This window comes from Streptomyces sp. NPDC058812, assembly GCF_042744565.1.
In the GTDB taxonomy this organism is placed as follows: domain Bacteria; phylum Actinomycetota; class Actinomycetes; order Streptomycetales; family Streptomycetaceae; genus Streptomyces; species Streptomyces thinghirensis.
On record NZ_JBHYOB010000008.1, the window covers coordinates 369,933 to 387,027 of the forward strand.

Genomic DNA, 17,095 nt, shown 5'->3' on the forward strand with positions numbered 1-17,095 from the left:
TCGGCGTCGTCCTCAGCCAACGGGACCGCGGCCCTCAACCGTGGCGGGCGAGGTGCTCCTTGAGCGAGAACCCCTTGGCCGCGGCGTCCTCCGGTGTCAGCCTGACTCGCCTCCCCAGAAGTCGCCGGGCCGCCAGGTGATCGGTGGGACGGTTCACGGACTCGACCGCGAGCAGCGTCCGCCCTCCGAAGAGGAGTACGGAGAACGCGTCGGGGTCGTCACCGAGCACCACCTCGGTGTCGTGTCCCTCATCGACTCCCGCGATCTGCACGGTCGTCGAGAACTGGTCGCTCCAGAACCACGGCAGTCGGTCATAGGGGCCGGCCGCCCCGGTCAGCCGTGCGGCGACCGACTCGGCGTGACCGACGGCGTTCTGCACGGATTCCAGCCGCAACAGGTTCCCTGAGTGCACCTGCGGAAATGCCGCGCAGTCACCGATGGCGGAGATGTGCGGATCCGCGGTCAGCAGGCTGGAATCGGCGATGATGCCGTCGCCCACCGGGAGGCCGGCCGAAGTGGCCAGGTCCGTGCACGGACTGACCCCGACACCGACCAGGACCAGATCCGCCGGCAGCACGTCGGCGCCGTCCAGTTCGACCGCCGTCACCTGTCCCCGGCCGTCCCCCCGCAGTGCCGCGACGACCCGGCCGAACAGGAACCGGGTGCCTCGCTGGTGGTGCAGCCGTGTGAAGCACTCGGCGGTCCGGGCCGAGACGACCCGGGCCAGTGGGCGGTCCCGTGCCTCGACGACTGTCACCTCGCAGCCCGACATGCGCGCCGCGGCGGCGAACTCGAGGCCGATGAACCCGGCCCCGATCACCACGACGTGCCGGACCGCTTCGAGGGATCTCCGCAGTGCCGCGGCATCCCGTTCGGTCCGCAAGGTGTGCACACCGCGCAGCCCGATCCCCGGCACGTCGAGCATCCGCGGCCGGGCCCCGGTGGCCAGCACCAGGTGGCCGTACGCGTACGCGGTGCCGTCGGCCAGGCGGACCGTCCGGGCGGCCGGGTCGATCTCCGTCACGGTGCCCTGGACCAGGTCGATCGACTGGCGTACGTAGTACGTCACGGGCCGCAGCCACAACTGGGCGCTGTCCGACCCGCCCGTGAGGTACGCCTTGGACAACGGCGGCCGTTCGTACGGCAGCGCGTCCTCGGCGCTGATGAGCGTGACGCGTCCCCGGTATCCGTACTCGCGCAGGGAAGCCGCCGTTTGGTAACCGCCCTGTCCTGCCCCCACGACGACGACGGACGCGGGCCGCGCTCGGTCCGTCATCAGTTCTGCCGTTCGGGAAGGTGGACGACCAGGCCCTCCATGGTGTCGGTCACCTTGAGCCGGCAACTCAGCCGGCTGTTGGGCCGGCGGTCGCAGGCGGTGAAGTCGAGCATGTCGTCCTCGGCGGCCTGCGCCGTCTCCAGCCGGTCGAGGAAGTCCTCGTCCACGTAGACGTGGCAGGTGGCGCACTGCAGGTTGCCGCCGCACTGGGCGACGATGCCGTCGACGTCGTTGAAGACCGCGCCGCGCATGACGCTCGTGCCGACGGGGACGTCGACCGTCCGCTCGGAACCGTCGACGGCGACATAGGTGATTTTTGGCATGGCGGAACTCCTCGATGACGTCCGGCCGCGCGCGAGCGCGCTCCGGCTCGAACGCCGGTCAAGTGGTGATCAGTGGGATGCGCTGCCGGATGGTCGGTCGGGGACGCGACACCCTTACCGACTCACCATCACGCACTGGCCGTTCGGACGCCGCGACGTCCTCGGCCAGGGTTACGGCGGCGCGATGGAACGTACCAGGAGAGTTCCCGGCGCGCCAGAGCCGGCCGCCGGTCGGTCCGTCAGGACGGGTCGTGTGCGCGATCGCGAGGCAGGCGGGGCAGACGGTGGGTCATGAAGGGACGGCTGGTGATGAACTCCCGCAGGCGCTGCGCCGCTTCGGACAGGTAGGCGTCCCGGTTCCACACGAGGGTGAGCACCCGCCGGCAGTGGGGCGCGTCCAGATGCACCCAGGCGACCGGGACACGCGTCTCCGTACCGGCTTGGCGGGACACCGCCGGGATGAGGCCGATGCCGAGGCCGACGCTGATCATGTCCTGGCTGACGCCCGGTTCGTCGCTCTCGCAGGACAGCAGCGGCGTGATCCCCTCGGCCGCGAACAGCCGGTCGAGGAGGGCGCGTTGCCAGTGACCCGGCCGCGTGGTGACGAAGGGCTCGTCGGCGATCTCGCGGATCGTCACGCTCTCACGCCCGTCGAGCCAGTGCCCGCACGGGACCGCGAGCAGCACCTCTTCGCGGGCAAGCTCGATCGACTCCAGGTCCGGGCCGGTCAGCTGCTGCGAGGCGACGCAGAAGTCGACCTCACCGGAGCGGAGTTGGCGGTCCATCTCCTCGGCGTTCGACTGGTAGAGCCGGACGTCGGCGCGGGGGTAGGAGGCCCGGAAGCTGCCGAGGAGCGACGTGATCGTCAGCAGCGTCTCCGAGGCCACCCGAACCTGGCCGAGTCCCAGGTCGCGGGCCTCACGGACGGCCCTGCGGCCGTCGTCGAGTTCGCTCAGGGCGCGGTCGACATGGCGCAGGAACAGTGCGCCGTACTGGTTGAGCCGGATGCGGCGGCCCTTTCGGTCGAAGAGCGGAGAGCCGAGTTCGGCCTCCAAGCGCGCGATGGTGCGGCTGACCGAGGGCTGGGCGACGCGCAGCTCCTCCGCGGCGCGGCTGATGTGCTCGTATCGGGCGACGGTCTGGAAGTAGCGCAGCTGCAGAAGATCCACGACCCACCTTCACTCATGCCTTCGGAGGCATCATCGCATGGCGAAAGTGGTCTTGGAAATGCATAAGCACTTCTCTCTACGGTCTTCAGCGGGGTCACCGCACAGGTGACGGGCAACGGCGCCCGGTGCCTGTACGCGATGCGGGGCCCCGCCTGACCATTCACCCTGCCCTCGTCCCTCACAGGAAGGTCGCATCATGAGCGCTGCGGATCTGGCCCGACTCCAGTTCGCGGCCACCACCGGCATCCACTGGCTGTTCGTGCTCCTCACCATGGGGCTCGTCCCCCTCGTGGCGGTCATGCACACCCGGGCCGCGTTCACCCGCGATCCCGTCGTGAGGGCGGTCAGGGAGCGCATGACCCGGTTCTGGGGCCAGCTCTACGTCATCAACTACGCGGTCGGCATCGTCACCGGCCTCGTCATGGAGTTCCAGTTCGGACTCAGCTGGAGCGGCTTGAGCAAGTTCGCGGGCAACGTCTTCGGCGCCCCGCTGGCCCTCGAGACGCTCATCGCATTTTTCGCCGAGTCCACCTTCCTCGGTATGTGGATCTTCGGGTGGGGCCGGCTGCGCAAGGGTGTGCATGTCACGCTCATCTGGCTGGTGACCCTCACCGCGTACGCCTCCGGGTACTGGATCATGATTGCCAACGGCTTCATGCAACATCCCGTCGGCTACGAAGTCCGGGACGGCGTGGCCTACTTGACCGACTTCGGGGCGCTCCTCACCAACCCCAGCGCACTGGTCGCCCTGGGACACATCACCCTCGCCGCGCTGACGACGGGCGGCGTTCTCGTCGCCGGAATCAGCACCTGGCACTTCGCCCGGGGCACCAAGGAGCCCGACCTGTTCCGCAGCTCCCTGCGGCTGGGGGTGTGGGTGGCCATGTTCGCCTCCTTCTTCGTCGTCGTCGTCGGTGACATGCAGGTCCCGGTGATCGAACGCACGCAGCCCATGAAGGCGGCCGTCCTGGAGAACGAGGGTGTCGCGGAGTTGCAGCGGCAGCTCGTCGAACTGCACGGCCCTGGCGACTACGTCCCGCCGCAGGAGTGGGTGCGCCTGTCGATGGACATCATGACGATCATCGGCAACACCGTCTCCACCATCACCTTGATCGCCGTCATCCTGCTGTGGCGGGACTGGCTGGTGCGCCGACGTCCGTTGGCCTACCTGATGACCGCGATGATCCCGCTGCCCTTCGTCGCCGCGGTGGGCGGCTGGGTCGTCCGCGAGGTCGGGCGGCAACCCTGGATCGTCTACGGACAGTTGACGGTGGACGACGCGCTTTCGCGGGTCAGCAGGGCCTCACTGGTGGTTTCCTGCACCCTGTTCATCGCCATCTTCCTGGCGCTGGCAGTGACGAACTGGACCCTGATCACCCGCTTCGCCGTCCGCGGCCCGGACGCCACCCAGCTCGGCGTCACCGAGCCGCTCCCCGAGGCCCTGCCCGTGGAACCGGGAGACGGCTCCGGCGACCCACAGCGGGTCCCGGTCTTCTGAGTCGACCTGGCCGGAGCGGCGGCCCTTGCCACGCACCGGCGGGAAACGCCCCGACCACGATGGAAAGTTGAGCGAGATGAGCTTGGAAACCGCCTGGCTGGCCCTCCTCGGCCTGCTCCTCGCGGGGTACTTCGTACTCGGCGGATACGACTACGGCGCACAGATGCTGCACCCCGTCCTCGGCGGCCGAGGAGATCAAAAAGCCGGACGGACCGAGGAGACCGGGCGGACCGGGTGGACCGGGTGGACCGGGTGGACCGGCCGGAACGCCGCCCTCGACGCCATCGCGCCGTTCTTCCTGGGCAACGAGGTCTGGCTGGTCGCCGTCGCGGGCGTGATGTTCGGTGCCTTCCCGCATCTCGAGGGCACCCTGCTGTCCGGTCTGTATCCGCTGATCGTGGCGATCCTCGCCGGCCTGGTCGTGGGCAACGCGGCCCTTCAGCTGCGCGGCCGTGCCCGGACCGCTCGCGGCCGCCGGGCGTGGGGCGACCTGATCGTGTTCGGCGGCGCGTTGCCCGCCGTGTGCTGGGGGCTCGTTCTCGGCCTGCTGCTGCACGGCGTGCCCCGCCGGGCCGACGGGAGCTTCCACATCGGTCCGGGCGACGTGTTCACGCCGTTCGTGCTGGCCTGCGGCGCGACAACGGCTCTGCTCTTCGCGGCACACGGCGCGGGCTTCGTCGCCCTGCGCGCGGAACCGGAAACCGTCGTGAGAGCCAGGCGGGTGGGCGCCCGACTGCTGGGCGCCAGCGGAGCGACGGCGCTGCTCGCGCTGCTGCTCACACTGTTCGGCGCGGGCGCCTCGATGACCAATCGCGTGACCTCGGCGATCATCACGCTCGGGTTCGCGGCGTCGCTCGCCGCCGCCCTGTGGTTCTTCTCCAGCGGGCGAGACGTCCTGGCATTCGCGGCGACCTGCTGCGCGACCGCGCTGCCCGTGCTGCTCGTGGGGGCCGGCCACTACCCGTACCTCCTGATCAGCTCCGCCGGCGCGGGCCTCGACGTCGACCACGCGGTCACGGACGACGCGACGCTGAAGATCCTGAGCGCGTTCGGGGTCCTGGTGGTCCCGGTGATCGTGGCGTACCAGGCGTGGAGCTGGTGGGCCTTCCGGGGACGGACCGGCCGCCGCCACCCCAGCTACTTCTGAGTCGTACGAGGAGAGGAGCCAAGGATGAAGCCGGTCGAACGCCGTCTGATGCGGGAACTGCCCGCACTGAGGCGCCATATGAGGTCTTCCGGGGCGCTGGCCCTGCTCGGCGCGGGGGTCGTCGTCGCCCAGGCGAGCCTTCTGGCGGTGCTCCTCGCGGACGGCTTCACCGGGCACCCGCTGTCCATCGCGCCGCTGGCCGCGCTGGGGGTCGTCCTGGCACTGCGCGCCCTGTTGACCTGGGCTCGCGGAGTGCTCGCGCAGCGCGCAGCGGCCGACGCCAAGCTCGCCCTGCGCGAACGGATCACCGGTCGGCTCCGGCATGCGAGCCCCGTGCGGCTCGTATCCCACCGGCACGGCGAGACCGCGACGCTCCTCACCCGCGGTCTCGACGCGATGGACTCCTACGTCGTCGGCTACCTGCCCACGATGGCGGCCACCGCGGTGGTGCCCGTCACGGTCGTCACCTGGCTGTTGTGGACCGACTGGTCGTCAGCGCTGATCGTCCTCGTGACGCTGCCGCTGATTCCCGTGTTCGGCGCTCTGGTCGGCATGCACACCGCCCGGCGCACCGCCCGACAGTGGCAGTTGCTGGCACGGCTCGGCGGTCACTTCCTGGACGTGGTGTCGGGCTTGGCGACGCTGCGCGCGTTCGGCCGCGAACGGCACCAGGCGCGGGTGGTCGGCGACATGGCGGACGCTCACCGGCGGGCCACCATGCGCACGCTGCGCGTGGCGTTCCTGTCCTCCTTCGTTCTGGAGACGGTCGCCACCCTCTCGGTGGCGTTGGTGGCCGTCCCGGTGGGGCTGCGGCTGCTCGCCGGCGAAGTGGACCTGCGCACAGCCCTGGTCGTCCTGTTCCTCGCTCCCGAGGCGTATCTGCCACTGCGCGCGGCGGGCGCCGCCTTCCACGACAGCGCCGAGGCCATCGCGGTGGCCGAGCGGGTCTTCGCGCTCCTCGACGACGGAGAGGACCAGGACAGGCCCGCGCGGTGTCCTGCCCCGCACCCGCCGGTGCCCGACGCCCGTACGGGCGTCCTGCACCTCGACGACGTCACCGTCCGCTATCCGGGCCGCACCCAGCCAGCGCTCTCCGGCGTCTCCCTCACCGTCCGCCCCGGTGAACATCTCGCCCTCGTCGGCCCGAGCGGCGCGGGCAAGTCCACGCTCCTGGGACTGCTCCTCGGCCTCGTGACCTCCGAATCCGGCCGGGTCACGGTCGACGGCACAGACCTCGCGCACCTCGACCCCGACGACTGGCGCGCCCAGGTGGCCTGGGTGCCCCAGCGCCCGCATCTGTTCGCGGCGTCCATCGCGGACAACATCCGCCTCGGGCGGCCCGACGCGAGCGACTCCGAGGTGCGGCGGGCGGCCCGCGCCGCCTTCGCCGACGGCTTCATCGAGGCGCTGCCGAAGGCATACGAAACCCCGCTCGGCGAACATGGTGCCGGGCTCTCGGCGGGGCAGCGCCAACGTATCGCTCTGGCCCGCGCGTTCTGCAAGAACGCCCCCATACTGTTCCTCGACGAACCGACCGCTCACCTCGACCCCGACAGCGAGGCCGTCGTCAGCCGCGCCACGGTCCGCCTCATGCGGGGGCGGACCTCGATCGTGGTCGCTCACCGCACGAGCCTGCTGCCGCACGTCGACCGGGTCGTCACGGTGCGAGCCGGCCGCCTCGTCCTCTCCCGACCGGGGCCCGTGGAAGGGCTGGTGGCCTCATGACCGCCCACGGCCGACTCGCGGTTCCCGTCCGGCCGGGCCGGCCTCGCCCCACCCTCCGGCTCCTGCACCACCTCCTTCCCTACTGGCGCAGACTGCTGCTCGCCGCGCTCGCCTCGGCCGGCAGCGAGTTGGCCGCCGCCGCGCTGATGGCCACCGCCGCCTGGCTGATCACCCGCGCCGCGCAGCAGCCCCCGCTCACCGCGGTGAGCGTCGCGATCGTCGCCGTACGCGCCCTGGCCCTGGGGCGTGGAGCGCTGCGCTACGGCGACCGGCTCCTGGGGCACGACGGCGTGCTGCGGGCGGTCGCGGGCTTCCGTACCCGGGTGTACGAGGCGTTGATGCCGCTGGCCCCGGCCGGTGTCCCCGCTTTCCGCAGCGGTGACCTGCTGACCCGCCTCGTCGACGACGTCGACGCCGCTCAGGACCTGCTCCTCCGGGTCCTGATCCCGGCGTCGGCCGCCTGCGCGGTCGCCATCGCGGCCACCGGGACGACCGCGGCCCTGCTTCCCCAGGCGGGTGTGCTGCTCGGTCTGCTGCTCGTCGTGGCGGGGCTCCTCGTACCCGCCCTGGTGCTGACGGTCTCCCACCGCACGGGCCTCGCGGAGAAGGAGGCGCGTGCCGCGTTCACGTCGCTCGCGCTGGATCTGACCCGGGGAGCGGCGGACCTCGCCGCGTACGGCGCCCGCGGCCGTACCGAGCAGCGGGCCCGACGCGCCGCCTCACGGATCGCCGCGCTGGAGCGCCGGAGTGCCCTGACCGCCTCGCTCGCCTCCGCCGTGGTGCTGTTGCTTCAGGGCACGGCGACGCTCGGCGTCACCTGGCTCGCGCTGCACGCCCACGCGGCCGGTGAACTGCCCGCCGTGCACCTCACCGTTCTCGTGGTCCTCGCGCTCGTCTCCTTCGAGGCTCTCGCGCCGCTGCCGGCCGCCGCCCGCCGGTTCGCCGACGTGCGAGTCTCCGCCCGCAGACTGGCCGATCTCTTCGACACCCCGGCCCCGGTCACCGAGCCGGCCACCGCGGTCCCGCTGCCCGCCGACGGGCCGATCGGCGTGGACATCACCGGCCTGCGAGTACGCCACCACCCGGACGGTCCACCGGCCCTGGACGGGGTGGACCTGCGACTGCCGCCCGGCCGCCTCACCGTGCTGCACGGCGCCAGCGGCTCCGGAAAGTCGACCCTGATCGCGGTGCTCATGCGGTTCGTCGACTACGAGGCCGGGAGCATCCTGGTCGCCGGACGCGAACTGCGCGAGGTCGCGGGCAGCGACGCCCGCCGCGTCATCACCGGGATGACCCAGGACGCCCATGTCTTCCACACCACGATCCGCGCCAACCTGCTCCTGGCCCGCCCCGACGCCACCGACACCGACCTGCGCGAGGCAGTGCGCAGGGCCCGGCTCCTGGAGTGGGTCCAGTCGCTGCCCGACGGCTGGGACACCCTCCTCGGCGAGGACGGCGCCGCCATGTCCGGCGGCCAGCGCAGTCGCCTGTTGCTGGCCCGCGCGCTGCTCGCCGACCCGCTCGTCCTCGTCCTGGACGAGCCCACCGAAGGCCTCGACCCCGACACCGCCGCAGCCGTAATGGCCGACATCCTCGACGCCACCCGCGGTCGCACCACGCTCCTGGTCACCCACGACCCGGGGGTGCAGGCCTTTGATCATTCTTCTCCGCAACGGCTGGGGGCGACGAACTCCGGCCCCGAAGACCGTGAGGCGCAAACAGACGCCTCCCTGTTCGCGAGGCCGGTGAAGGGCTGATGCACGAAGGTGGCCGGCGAGAGCAGGCCGATCCCGTGCCGCGTCCCGCCGGCTCTCAGCGCAGACGGGTCAAGGCGGCGACGACGACCGACGCCCCCGCAGGACACGTTCAGTCCTGTGATGTTCCGCGTTCCGGAATGGTCGTGGTGCCGACCAAGCGATCCGGCCGCGACGCCAGCCGGGCCTGGGGGTATTTGCCCGGTTGCGGCACGGCGGAGACGGCCGGCGCGGACGAGGACCGTGGCTCGGTCTGCCCGTTCGAGCACCCGGCGCCGAGCAGGCAGACGGCAAGTGCGAGCGCCAGACCCGCTGTTCCTCGGGAGTGCCTCCTCGTGCAACGCTGCTCGGGATCCGATCGCGGCATGAAGGCCCTCCGCCTCGTGTAGAGGCGGCCGGCTCGACGCCGGCGGAGTCGGAGCCGAGACCCGAGGACGGACTCGGCGTGATCGTTGCTCTGTGCGACGGGTCCCCGTGCGACGGTGCGGCGTCAGGACGCGCTAGAGCCGGTAACAGCCGGGCTCCCACGACCGGAGCGGTTGCCTCCACGACTCAAGCGCCGAACGAGTTGTCCAGACACCCGGCCCGCAGGGCTGAACAACGTCCACCTTCGAGAATCCGATCGAGGACCGGGGGACCCGAGCGCGCCCCAGAAGGCCGGTGTCGAAACCGCTCGTTCACACGCTAGTCGGCGACTATGCCGCGGGCGCTGAGGACGTTCAGCAACTCCGGGCCCAGGAACTCGGAGCCGAGCACACGTCGGAGATCGGGAAGTAGCACGAGGTCGTCGAGGGAGGTCACGTCGAACAGGTCGTCCTCGCCGTCCCACACCGGGGCGCACTCCTGGTACACCTGGTTACCGCCGTCCATGCACAGCTCCTCGACGTCGGCCAGGAGTTCGTCGCTGATCTCCAGTGACTCGAGGCGTGAGCGTCTCATCGATGAACACCAGCTGCTCGACGACGATGAGCTTGAAATTGAAGTCCTTGAATGTGGTCATGCGCACAACATAGACGGACGCCAGGACCGCGCTTCCGCCGTCGTACTGGCCGGAGCCGGGATGACCACGGCGGCTGCCTCGCGAGGTCGGGGCGGGCCGGACGTGCGCCCGGTCATTGACTGTTCGGTGGGCCGTAGGGCTGGAGGAGTTGGTCGACGGGTGCGTAGTCGTCGGTGAGCAACCGGGCGTCGCCGATCCAGGAGGTGAGGTCGTCGCCGGAGGCGATCCTCCAGCCGGTTCGCCGGGCATCAAGCGCTTCCTGGGTCGCGCGTAGGTCGACCTGCCGGTCGGAGGCGAGCACCACCATGTTGCCGCCCTTCGATGTCGTGGTCCGGCTGAGGCCGATGTCGCCGGGTTCACCGATGAGGACGACATGTTCGAAGGTCTCGGCCAGGGTGGCCACTTCGGCGCGTGCGAACCCCAGAGCGCCATGATCGATGAGATTGGCGACGTACAGGCCGTCCTCGTCGAGCACCCTGCGTACGTCGGTCATCGCTTCCACCGTGGTGAGGTGCCACGGGACGCTGACACCCCCGAAGGCGTCGCCGACGACGAGGTCACGACTGTTCGTGGCCAGTCGTCGCAGGCCGAGCCTGCCGTCCTCCGTGCGTACGTCGATACCGGCCTGCGGCGTCAGACCGAGTTGGTCATGGTTGATGCGCACGACCCCGCTGTCGATCTCGGACACCACACTGTGCGTCCCGGAACGCGTCGCCGCGAGGTAGCGGGGCAAGGTGAGCCCGCCGCCGCCCAGATGGTGAGCGGTGAGTGACTCTCCTCCGGGGTAGGCGGTGTCGACCACCGAGGCGATGGCGCGCACGTACTTGAACTTCAGGAAGGTCGGGTCGTCGATGTCGACGTACGAGTGCCGCAAACCGTCCAGGACGAGTGTGCGGCCGCCGACCCGGTCAGGATCCGCCACGACCCGTGCGCAGTGGTACCTGGTCTCCGTGTCGCAGGCACCGGGCGCCACGCTGCCGGCGAGGCCGCCGGCGGCGACCACGAGTATGAGGGCAGGAGTGCTGATCCACCCGCGCATGCGCCACTCAACCAGCGCCGAGCCGACCACCAGCAGTATTCCGAGGCCGATGAGGATGCCGCTGACCGGCCATCGCGAAATAAGGACGAAGCCGGTGAGGACAGTGCCGAAGATGGCGCCGACGGTACCGACGCCGGACAGCCGTCCGACAACCGTTCCGATCTCGGCGATGCTGGTGAGGCGCAGTTTGGTCACCACGGGCGTCACCGCGGAGAGCAGCGCGCCCGGCAGGAGGACAGTCAGCGCCGCGATCAGCAGGAGCATCGCTGGTGCCCACTCCGCGGTGGTGCGGAGCACGGCAGGGGTCAGCGCGACGACCGCTCCCGACACCCCGAGCGAGGGGCCCAGAAGCCGACGTGGATTGACCTGGTCGGCTACGCGCCCGCCCAACCAGGAGCCGAGAGCGATCGCGGTGAGGGCGATGCCGATCACCATGGTGCTGGTCTCGAGGGTGAGGCCGAGATAGGGGGCCAGCAGCCGCAGAGCGACGATCTCGACCACCAGGACTGCGGCGGAGGACCCGAAGACGAGCGCAGCAGCCGCACGGGAACCTAGGCCGCCGCTGTCAGGCGTGCCCTCGGCGAGCGGCGCGGAAGACGATCCGGTCACGGGCGACATCCTCGCATGCGGCGCGAACACGGGCAGGGGTTGAGAGAAGGCCGTCATCTCCCACTCCGCTGCGGAGCGTCGTTGTCGGTCGTGAGCGCCCGGGCCGGGAACTGGTCGAGTGGTCACCGCGTTCGCTTCGGTGTGAGCGCCGGCCACGCTGATCGGCTCATACCGGGGACGCGGATGACCGTCGGGAGCCCAGTTGGCATCCCTCCTCGTCCGGGGCGTCTCTACGGCGGCGGCGCATCGGCCACCACGCCCTCGACCGGTGGACCCGACGAAGCGGCCGCACCCGCGGGCGACACGCGCCCTAAGCCGTGTTCTGGGTTCGGCTTCCTGTGCACGCCCCGCATGCTGATGATCAAGATGTGGGGCGAGGGTGGCTGTGAACCCCCAGCCTGCCGTCGTGCGGATGCCACAGCAGGAAACGACGGACCTGCGGTCGTTACGGAGGAAGGGCTCATTTCTCGGCATCGGGCGGAGCGGTGTGTATGGGGTTGCACCTTCCGTAGCGGCATGTGGTCCGGTGGACTTACGTACCGACGCTTTGAGGAAAGGTCCCTGCTCATGCATTCGTCTTTCAGGCCACCCCGACAGGTCAAGATCGGTGACGCGGCGGCCTTCGCCGGCAGCACGCCACGGGCGATTCGCCATTACCACGAGATCGGGCTGCTCCCCGAGCCTGAGCGGGGCGGCGATGACCGCCGCCGCTACGGGTACGAGGACATGATCCGCCTGCTGTGGATCCGCAAGATGGCCGATGCCGGGATCGCCCTGGACGACATCCGTGACGCCCTTACCACCGGCACGGCTTCCGCCGGTGCGGACAGCGGCGAAGGTATCGCGGGCACCCTGGAGCGGTTGGAGGAAACCCTCGCCGAGCAGGAGGCGGAATTGCGGCGGCAACGGACCGCCGTGCAGCGGATGCGCACCGAAGGCAGCCGGATGGGCCTTCTCTCCGACTTCGTCACCGAACGCCTCAAGGGCCTCCCCGAGGGCTCCCTGCGTCAGGCGGACCTGGACAGTCTGCTGGTCACTGAGCGGATCTTCGGCCCACTCGGCGCGGCCGTCCAGGCCACCCGCTTCGTCGTCCTGGCCACGCGTCCCACTCTGCGGGAGCGTTCCGACCGCATCGACGACGCCGAGGAGGCACTCGATGACAGCGTCGCCGTCGATGATCCACGGGTGGCTCAAGTGGCCGCCGAGCGGCACGCCTTCGAAAGCGCCCTGCTCGCCGTCATCGAGGAGTCCGGCCTGGGTAAGGACGACGATGACCTCTTCGACGCCTGGGACACTTTGCACCCCGCCACCGCCGATGACGGCGAGGGCGAGGCCGACCTCAGCTCTGGCAGGCGGGAGGCTGACTCCATGAGCGTGTTCGAAGCCACCGGCAAGATGCCCTACGACTTCTCCCCAGCCCGCCTGCGCTGTATGGAACTGGCCGAAGAACTCTCCGCCCAAGACTCACCCGCTACCCAAAACACGCTCTAGGCGCCCGCCTCGTCGAACTCCCACCAGCGGCGGCCGAACTCCAGCGGCACTTTGGTCGCGCCGTCGTAGTGCAGCTCGCAGGCCGCCCGACGCTTGGTCCGGCAACACGGCCGTGCCCCCTCCAATTCGTGGAACGGCGTGTCGGGGCTGACGGTGGAGGAGCCGATGGAGCTGTGAATGAAGCACAGCGGGAGGCATAGGGTGATGTTCTCCGAACGACCGGTGCACGCGCCGGAGCGCGCGAGCGTGGTCGGCGCGTCGCCCGCGGATGCCGTTGACGTGGACCCAGGTGCGGTCGGCGGGGTCTCCCTCGTCGTCGACGTCGACGTACTGGAAACACCGCTTCTTCAGGGCGAACTGGCCGATCAGCTCCAACACCGGTGAATGGCTGCCCGGGATGCGCTTGGCGCCCGCTTCGGCGTACTGGCGGAGGTCGGCGAAGGGCTGCTTGGCGCGCTCGGAACCGGCCGGCGTCCTGCGTAGCGCTATGTGGGGTCCAGGTCGGTGTACAGCTGGTGGTGGTCGGAGTACCGGGAGGGGTGCACGCGGTGTTCGACGGGGGTGAGGCCGCGCAGGAAGACGTAGTCGAACTTGCTCTGCCAGTCGGTGGTCGCCCGGCAGGCACCGGCGGCGGTGCGCGTGGGACGGCACTGGGGGTCCGCGTCGACGGCCAGTGCCCAGATGCGCGAGAGTTCGGGAGCGTCCGGCCCCGCGTTGAAGTCGCCGAGGACGACGGCGCGCTGGTGGCGGGCGACTTCGGTGGCGAGTACGCGGGTCTGCTCCGCCCGGACGGACTCCTGCCGGCGTTGGGCGAGGTGCGTGTTGAAGACCCGGACGTCCCGGCCGCCCACCGTGGTGGTGACCGCCATGTAGCCGCGGTCCTCGGAGCCGCCCTCGGGGTATTCCACGCTGACGTGGTCGGTCATGGGCGCCGCGGAGAGGATCGCCTGGCCGAACGCTCCCGGGTTCCACGGCGTTCCGCCGCAGCGGCTGCGTTTGTGCAGAACCATTCCGTACTCGACGCGGTAGACGAGCCCGTGGAGGTTCCGCAGGTATTCCCGGATGGCCTCGACGTCGCGGACGCATGCTTCCTGTACGCCGATGACCTGGGGCGCGAAGACGGCGATCTCCGCTGCCCGGTGGACGTTGCTCGCTTCGCAGGGGTTGCACAGGTTCCAGGTCATGACGCGGTTCGGCACGACGTCCCGGACCGGGTCCACGGGGGCCGCCCGGCCGGAGTGGGGGCCGCCGGGGGCGCTGGAGCCGATGAGGATCACGCAGAGGACGGTCATGGCACCCACGAGCAACCGTGTGCCACGTGCGAGCACCATCGCCTCCTCTGTGTCGACGCGCGGAGCGTTCGACGTCTTCACGCACGAGGTTACGGGGAGGAGCCTCCGCGCCCCAGGCCGGGGCGTGAGTTGCCGACGGTGCGGCCGGTGTTCCGTGACGCGGGCAGTACCGGCAGTACCTGAGTAGGAAGTGAGTACGCGCGCTCATGCCCGGCGGGGTGACGGGGAGCACACTCCGAAGCATGACGAACCTTCCGCCCCCGGCCGAGGAACTGCGGCTCCTCGACGCCGAGTTGTGGCGCCTCGACGCCCGCCGGGCCGTCCTGCTGCAGCGACGCGCGTGGCTGATCCACACGTTGCGCGCGGCAGCCGCGTCCCGGGGCGGCCAGGACGGCGGCGCCGGGCCTCCGGTATGGCCGGGCCGGGGCTCCGCCGTCGCCCACCGGCCGGAGGCCACCGCGTCCGGCGCGCAGAACGTGCTCCTTGTCCTCGGCGGAGTCCTGCTGACGGTCGCCGGGGTCGCGTTCACCTTGGTCGGCTGGGGCCATCTGGGGATCGCCGGACGTTCGCTGGTGCTCGGCGCCGTGACCGTGGGGACACTGGGTGCGCCGGTGACGCTCCTGCGCCGAGGGCTGGCATCGACGGCCGAGGCCGTCGCCGGCCTGGGGCTCGCCCTCACCGTGCTCGACGCCTACGCGCTGTACCAGGTGGTGTTCACCGGCACGGGCGTCCTGACGTACACGGCCGCCGCGTCGGCCGTCCTGGCGGGAGCGTGGGCCGCCTACGGCCTGGGCGTGGGCTCGATGGCTGCGACGGACACCCCGGGCGATGAGGGCACGGATCAGAAGGCGGCACGGCTCGTGCTCCGTCTGCCCCTCCCCCTGGCCACGGCGACCGCGCACCTTCCCCTGCTTCTGTGGGCCCTCGCCATCGGCGCCGGGCCGCCCACGCTCACGGCCGGGCTGCTGGTGACCGCGGCGGCCGGAGCCGCCGTCGCACTGCGGACGGGATCGGTACCGGTGCGGATTGTCGCAGTCGTCGGCTCGCTCGGTGCGGGGGCCGTGGGGGTTGTCTCGGCCGTTCTGCTCACCTGGTGCGCTTCCGCCCCGGGCACCGCCGCGCGGTCGGCTGCGCTGCTGGCCCTCGCCGCGGCGATCGCCCTGGTGGCGGCCCGGTTCGTCCCGAAGCCGGACGTCGCTGTGGGCGCGGCGCTGACGGCGGGGCTGTGCCTGGCTGCCGGAACGGGCGGGGTGATCCGGGTGTCGCTGCCCGGAGCGTGGACTGTGCCGGGGTGCCTGGTCTGCGGTGTCGCCCTGCTGGCGGCTGTCCGGACGCCGCTTCCCCGGACATCGCGCAGGGGGCTTGTGCTCGCTTCTCTGGCCGTCCAGGGTCTCGCGGTGGTGTGGGCGGTGCCGCTGGTCGCCGGGACACTCCTCGGTCCGGTGGCCGGTGTGGGGCGGCCCTGGTCCGGTGTGCCGCGGGACATCCGAGCCGCCGTGTTCACGGACGTGCCCTGGCCCCCGCACGCGGCCACCGTGCCGCTCGTGCTCACCGTCGTGGCGGGCGTGCTGGCGGTGGTGGCCCGGCGCGGTGGGGGACGACGGCCCGCGGCCGCGGTGGGGGCGCTCGTCCTGGGCTGGGCGGCGATGCTCGTACTTCCGCTCGTGCTCGAACTGCCCTACGGCGCGGGCCTGGTGGCGCAGGGCGCCGTGGTCGTGGGCGCGCTGGGCTGTGCGGAGTGGGCCCGCCGTGCGACTGACGGAGCGTCGCCACTGACCCTCACGGCCATGGTGCTGGCCCTGGTGACCTCCGTCGCCCTCGCTCTCGTCTCGCTGGCGTCCGAGTCGGTGACGATCGGTGTGCTCGTGGTGTTGACCCTCCTGTTCGGCGCCGCGGGTCCGCGCCCGGGGACCGGTCCGTACGCGGCGCCCGCCGCTCTCGTTCACGCCACGGCCCTGGCCTGCGCGATCGGCGCGTCCATCGGCTTGCAGCCGCACCACACGGCGCTGCTGGTTCTCGTCGTGCCCGCCGTCGCGGCCCTCGTTGCGGCACGACCGGTCGGCTCCTCCACGACCGTGCCGGTCGAAGCGGCGGGCGCGGCGGCGGGGCTGCTCGCCCTCGTTCTCGCCGCGACCGATCCGCCGACGCTGGCTCTGGTGCTCTCGCTCGGCGGGGTCATCGCTGCCGGGACCGCGCTGCGACCAGAGCGGCGGCCGGTCGCCCATGTGGCCGCCGTGTTCTTCCTGCTGGCCACATGGGTGCGATGGGCGGCCTGGGACGTCACCACGCCGGAGGCTTACACCCTGCCGGTGACCGTGCCCGCACTCGTTCTCGGTTTCCTCGGGCGCCGCCGTGACCCGGCCCTCTCCTCCTGGACGGCGTACGGTGCCGGCCTGGCCGTCACCGCGGTGCCGAGCCTCTTGGCGGCGTGGGGCGACCCGCACTGGCTCCGGCCCCTGCTGCTCGGTACCGCGGCGCTGGCGGCCACCCTGGTGGGAGGGGGCAACCGGCTCAAAGCACCGCTGGTCCTCGGCGGGGTCGTGCTCGCCCTGGTGGCACTGCACGAGCTCGCCCCGCACGTCGCCCAGGTCGTCGGGCTGCTCCCCCGGTGGGCGCCTCCCGCACTGGCCGGTCTGGTATTGCTCGCGGTCGGCGCCACTTACGAGCAGCGCCTGCGCGACGCACAGCGCGTACGGGAGGTGTTCGGGCGGTTCCACTAGGCCGCCTGAGACCGTCGGCGTCTCCGCGGACGCGCCGGCGGCTCCCGGCACC

General features: G+C 71.2%; 13 protein-coding genes. 7 read left to right on the forward strand and 6 right to left on the reverse strand.

Annotation, left to right across the window (positions count from 1 at the left end; all coding sequences use genetic code 11):
- Positions 1 to 34 precede the first annotated feature (34 nt).
- From ACFW48_RS19665 to ACFW48_RS19675, 3 genes are all read right to left on the reverse strand, one after another.
- Entirely contained in the window at positions 35 to 1,276 is a 1,242-nt protein-coding gene (locus ACFW48_RS19665) for an NAD(P)/FAD-dependent oxidoreductase (RefSeq protein WP_386316243.1), read from the reverse strand.
- Positions 1,276 to 1,599, reverse strand: coding sequence for a 2Fe-2S iron-sulfur cluster-binding protein (locus tag ACFW48_RS19670; protein WP_386316245.1), 324 nt, complete (start codon positions 1,597 to 1,599; stop codon positions 1,276 to 1,278). Before ACFW48_RS19670 ends, ACFW48_RS19665 begins: the two co-directional genes overlap by 1 nt.
- A 239-nt stretch (positions 1,600 to 1,838) precedes the next feature.
- Entirely contained in the window at positions 1,839 to 2,768 is a 930-nt protein-coding gene (locus ACFW48_RS19675) for a LysR family transcriptional regulator (protein WP_386316247.1), read from the reverse strand.
- Positions 2,769 to 2,964: 196 nt separating this feature from the next.
- Between ACFW48_RS19675 and ACFW48_RS19680 the strand changes: the two genes are divergently transcribed.
- The 4 genes from ACFW48_RS19680 to cydC all read left to right on the forward strand — a co-directional run bounded on the left by ACFW48_RS19680 (position 2,965) and on the right by cydC (position 8,895).
- Positions 2,965 to 4,266: a cytochrome ubiquinol oxidase subunit I gene (locus ACFW48_RS19680; RefSeq protein WP_386316248.1), complete on the forward strand. Its 1,302-nt coding sequence runs from the start codon at positions 2,965 to 2,967 to the stop codon at positions 4,264 to 4,266.
- A 76-nt stretch (positions 4,267 to 4,342) separates the two neighbouring features.
- Positions 4,343 to 5,413 (forward strand): cytochrome d ubiquinol oxidase subunit II, encoded by a 1,071-nt coding sequence (locus ACFW48_RS19685; RefSeq protein WP_386316250.1) that lies wholly within the window; start codon positions 4,343 to 4,345, stop codon positions 5,411 to 5,413.
- Positions 5,414 to 5,437: 24 nt separating this feature from the next.
- A complete protein-coding gene (gene cydD, locus ACFW48_RS19690) occupies positions 5,438 to 7,138 on the forward strand; it encodes a thiol reductant ABC exporter subunit CydD (protein ID WP_386316252.1) in 1,701 nt (566 codons plus the stop codon).
- A complete protein-coding gene (gene cydC, locus ACFW48_RS19695; RefSeq protein ID WP_386316254.1) occupies positions 7,135 to 8,895 on the forward strand; it encodes a thiol reductant ABC exporter subunit CydC in 1,761 nt (586 codons plus the stop codon). Before cydD ends, cydC begins: the two co-directional genes overlap by 4 nt.
- Before the next feature lie 681 nt (positions 8,896 to 9,576).
- Here the strand turns inward: cydC and ACFW48_RS19700 are convergent.
- Entirely contained in the window at positions 9,577 to 9,831 is a 255-nt protein-coding gene (locus tag ACFW48_RS19700) for a DUF6892 domain-containing protein (protein ID WP_386316256.1), read from the reverse strand.
- A 173-nt stretch (positions 9,832 to 10,004) separates the two neighbouring features.
- Positions 10,005 to 11,549, reverse strand: a complete 1,545-nt coding sequence (locus tag ACFW48_RS19705) for a fused MFS/spermidine synthase (protein WP_386316258.1) — start codon at positions 11,547 to 11,549, stop codon at positions 10,005 to 10,007.
- Between the two features lie 558 nt (positions 11,550 to 12,107).
- On the opposite strand from ACFW48_RS19705, the gene ACFW48_RS19710 reads away from it, so the two are divergent.
- Together ACFW48_RS19710 and ACFW48_RS19715 are read left to right on the forward strand one after the other, a co-directional pair.
- Complete coding sequence (locus tag ACFW48_RS19710; protein ID WP_386316316.1) at positions 12,108 to 13,031, forward strand: MerR family transcriptional regulator; 924 nt, start codon at positions 12,108 to 12,110, stop codon at positions 13,029 to 13,031.
- Positions 13,032 to 13,208: 177 nt separating this feature from the next.
- On the forward strand, positions 13,209 to 13,415 hold the full coding sequence (locus ACFW48_RS19715) for a hypothetical protein (RefSeq protein ID WP_386316260.1): 207 nt from the start codon (positions 13,209 to 13,211) through the stop codon (positions 13,413 to 13,415).
- A gap of 101 nt (positions 13,416 to 13,516) precedes the next feature.
- On the opposite strand, the gene ACFW48_RS19720 is transcribed toward ACFW48_RS19715, so the two are convergent.
- Positions 13,517 to 14,362, reverse strand: coding sequence for an endonuclease/exonuclease/phosphatase family protein (locus tag ACFW48_RS19720; protein ID WP_386316262.1), 846 nt, complete (start codon positions 14,360 to 14,362; stop codon positions 13,517 to 13,519).
- Between the two features lie 203 nt (positions 14,363 to 14,565).
- Here ACFW48_RS19720 and ACFW48_RS19725 point away from each other — a divergent pair, with 203 nt between their 5' ends.
- Entirely contained in the window at positions 14,566 to 17,043 is a 2,478-nt protein-coding gene (locus ACFW48_RS19725; RefSeq protein ID WP_386316264.1) for an SCO7613 C-terminal domain-containing membrane protein, read from the forward strand.
- Positions 17,044 to 17,095: the final 52 nt, after the last annotated feature.

Excerpts from the sequence above, each read along its gene's own strand:
- ACFW48_RS19700 (WP_386316256.1), bottom strand. The coding sequence starts at position 9,831 with ATGAGACGCTCACGCCTCGAGTCACTGGAGATCAGCGACGAACTCCTG.
- ACFW48_RS19670 (WP_386316245.1), bottom strand. The coding sequence starts at position 1,599 with ATGCCAAAAATCACCTATGTCGCCGTCGACGGTTCCGAGCGGACGGTC.
- cydC (WP_386316254.1), top strand. The coding sequence starts at position 7,135 with ATGACCGCCCACGGCCGACTCGCGGTTCCCGTCCGGCCGGGCCGGCCT.
- ACFW48_RS19685 (WP_386316250.1), top strand. The coding sequence starts at position 4,343 with ATGAGCTTGGAAACCGCCTGGCTGGCCCTCCTCGGCCTGCTCCTCGCG.
- ACFW48_RS19705 (WP_386316258.1), bottom strand. The coding sequence starts at position 11,549 with ATGTCGCCCGTGACCGGATCGTCTTCCGCGCCGCTCGCCGAGGGCACG.
- ACFW48_RS19720 (WP_386316262.1), bottom strand. The coding sequence starts at position 14,362 with ATGGTGCTCGCACGTGGCACACGGTTGCTCGTGGGTGCCATGACCGTC.
- ACFW48_RS19680 (WP_386316248.1), top strand. The coding sequence starts at position 2,965 with ATGAGCGCTGCGGATCTGGCCCGACTCCAGTTCGCGGCCACCACCGGC.
- ACFW48_RS19725 (WP_386316264.1), top strand. The coding sequence starts at position 14,566 with ATGACGAACCTTCCGCCCCCGGCCGAGGAACTGCGGCTCCTCGACGCC.
- ACFW48_RS19710 (WP_386316316.1), top strand. The coding sequence starts at position 12,108 with ATGCATTCGTCTTTCAGGCCACCCCGACAGGTCAAGATCGGTGACGCG.
- ACFW48_RS19715 (WP_386316260.1), top strand. The coding sequence starts at position 13,209 with ATGAAGCACAGCGGGAGGCATAGGGTGATGTTCTCCGAACGACCGGTG.
- cydD (WP_386316252.1), top strand. The coding sequence starts at position 5,438 with ATGAAGCCGGTCGAACGCCGTCTGATGCGGGAACTGCCCGCACTGAGG.
- ACFW48_RS19665 (WP_386316243.1), bottom strand. The coding sequence starts at position 1,276 with ATGACGGACCGAGCGCGGCCCGCGTCCGTCGTCGTCGTGGGGGCAGGA.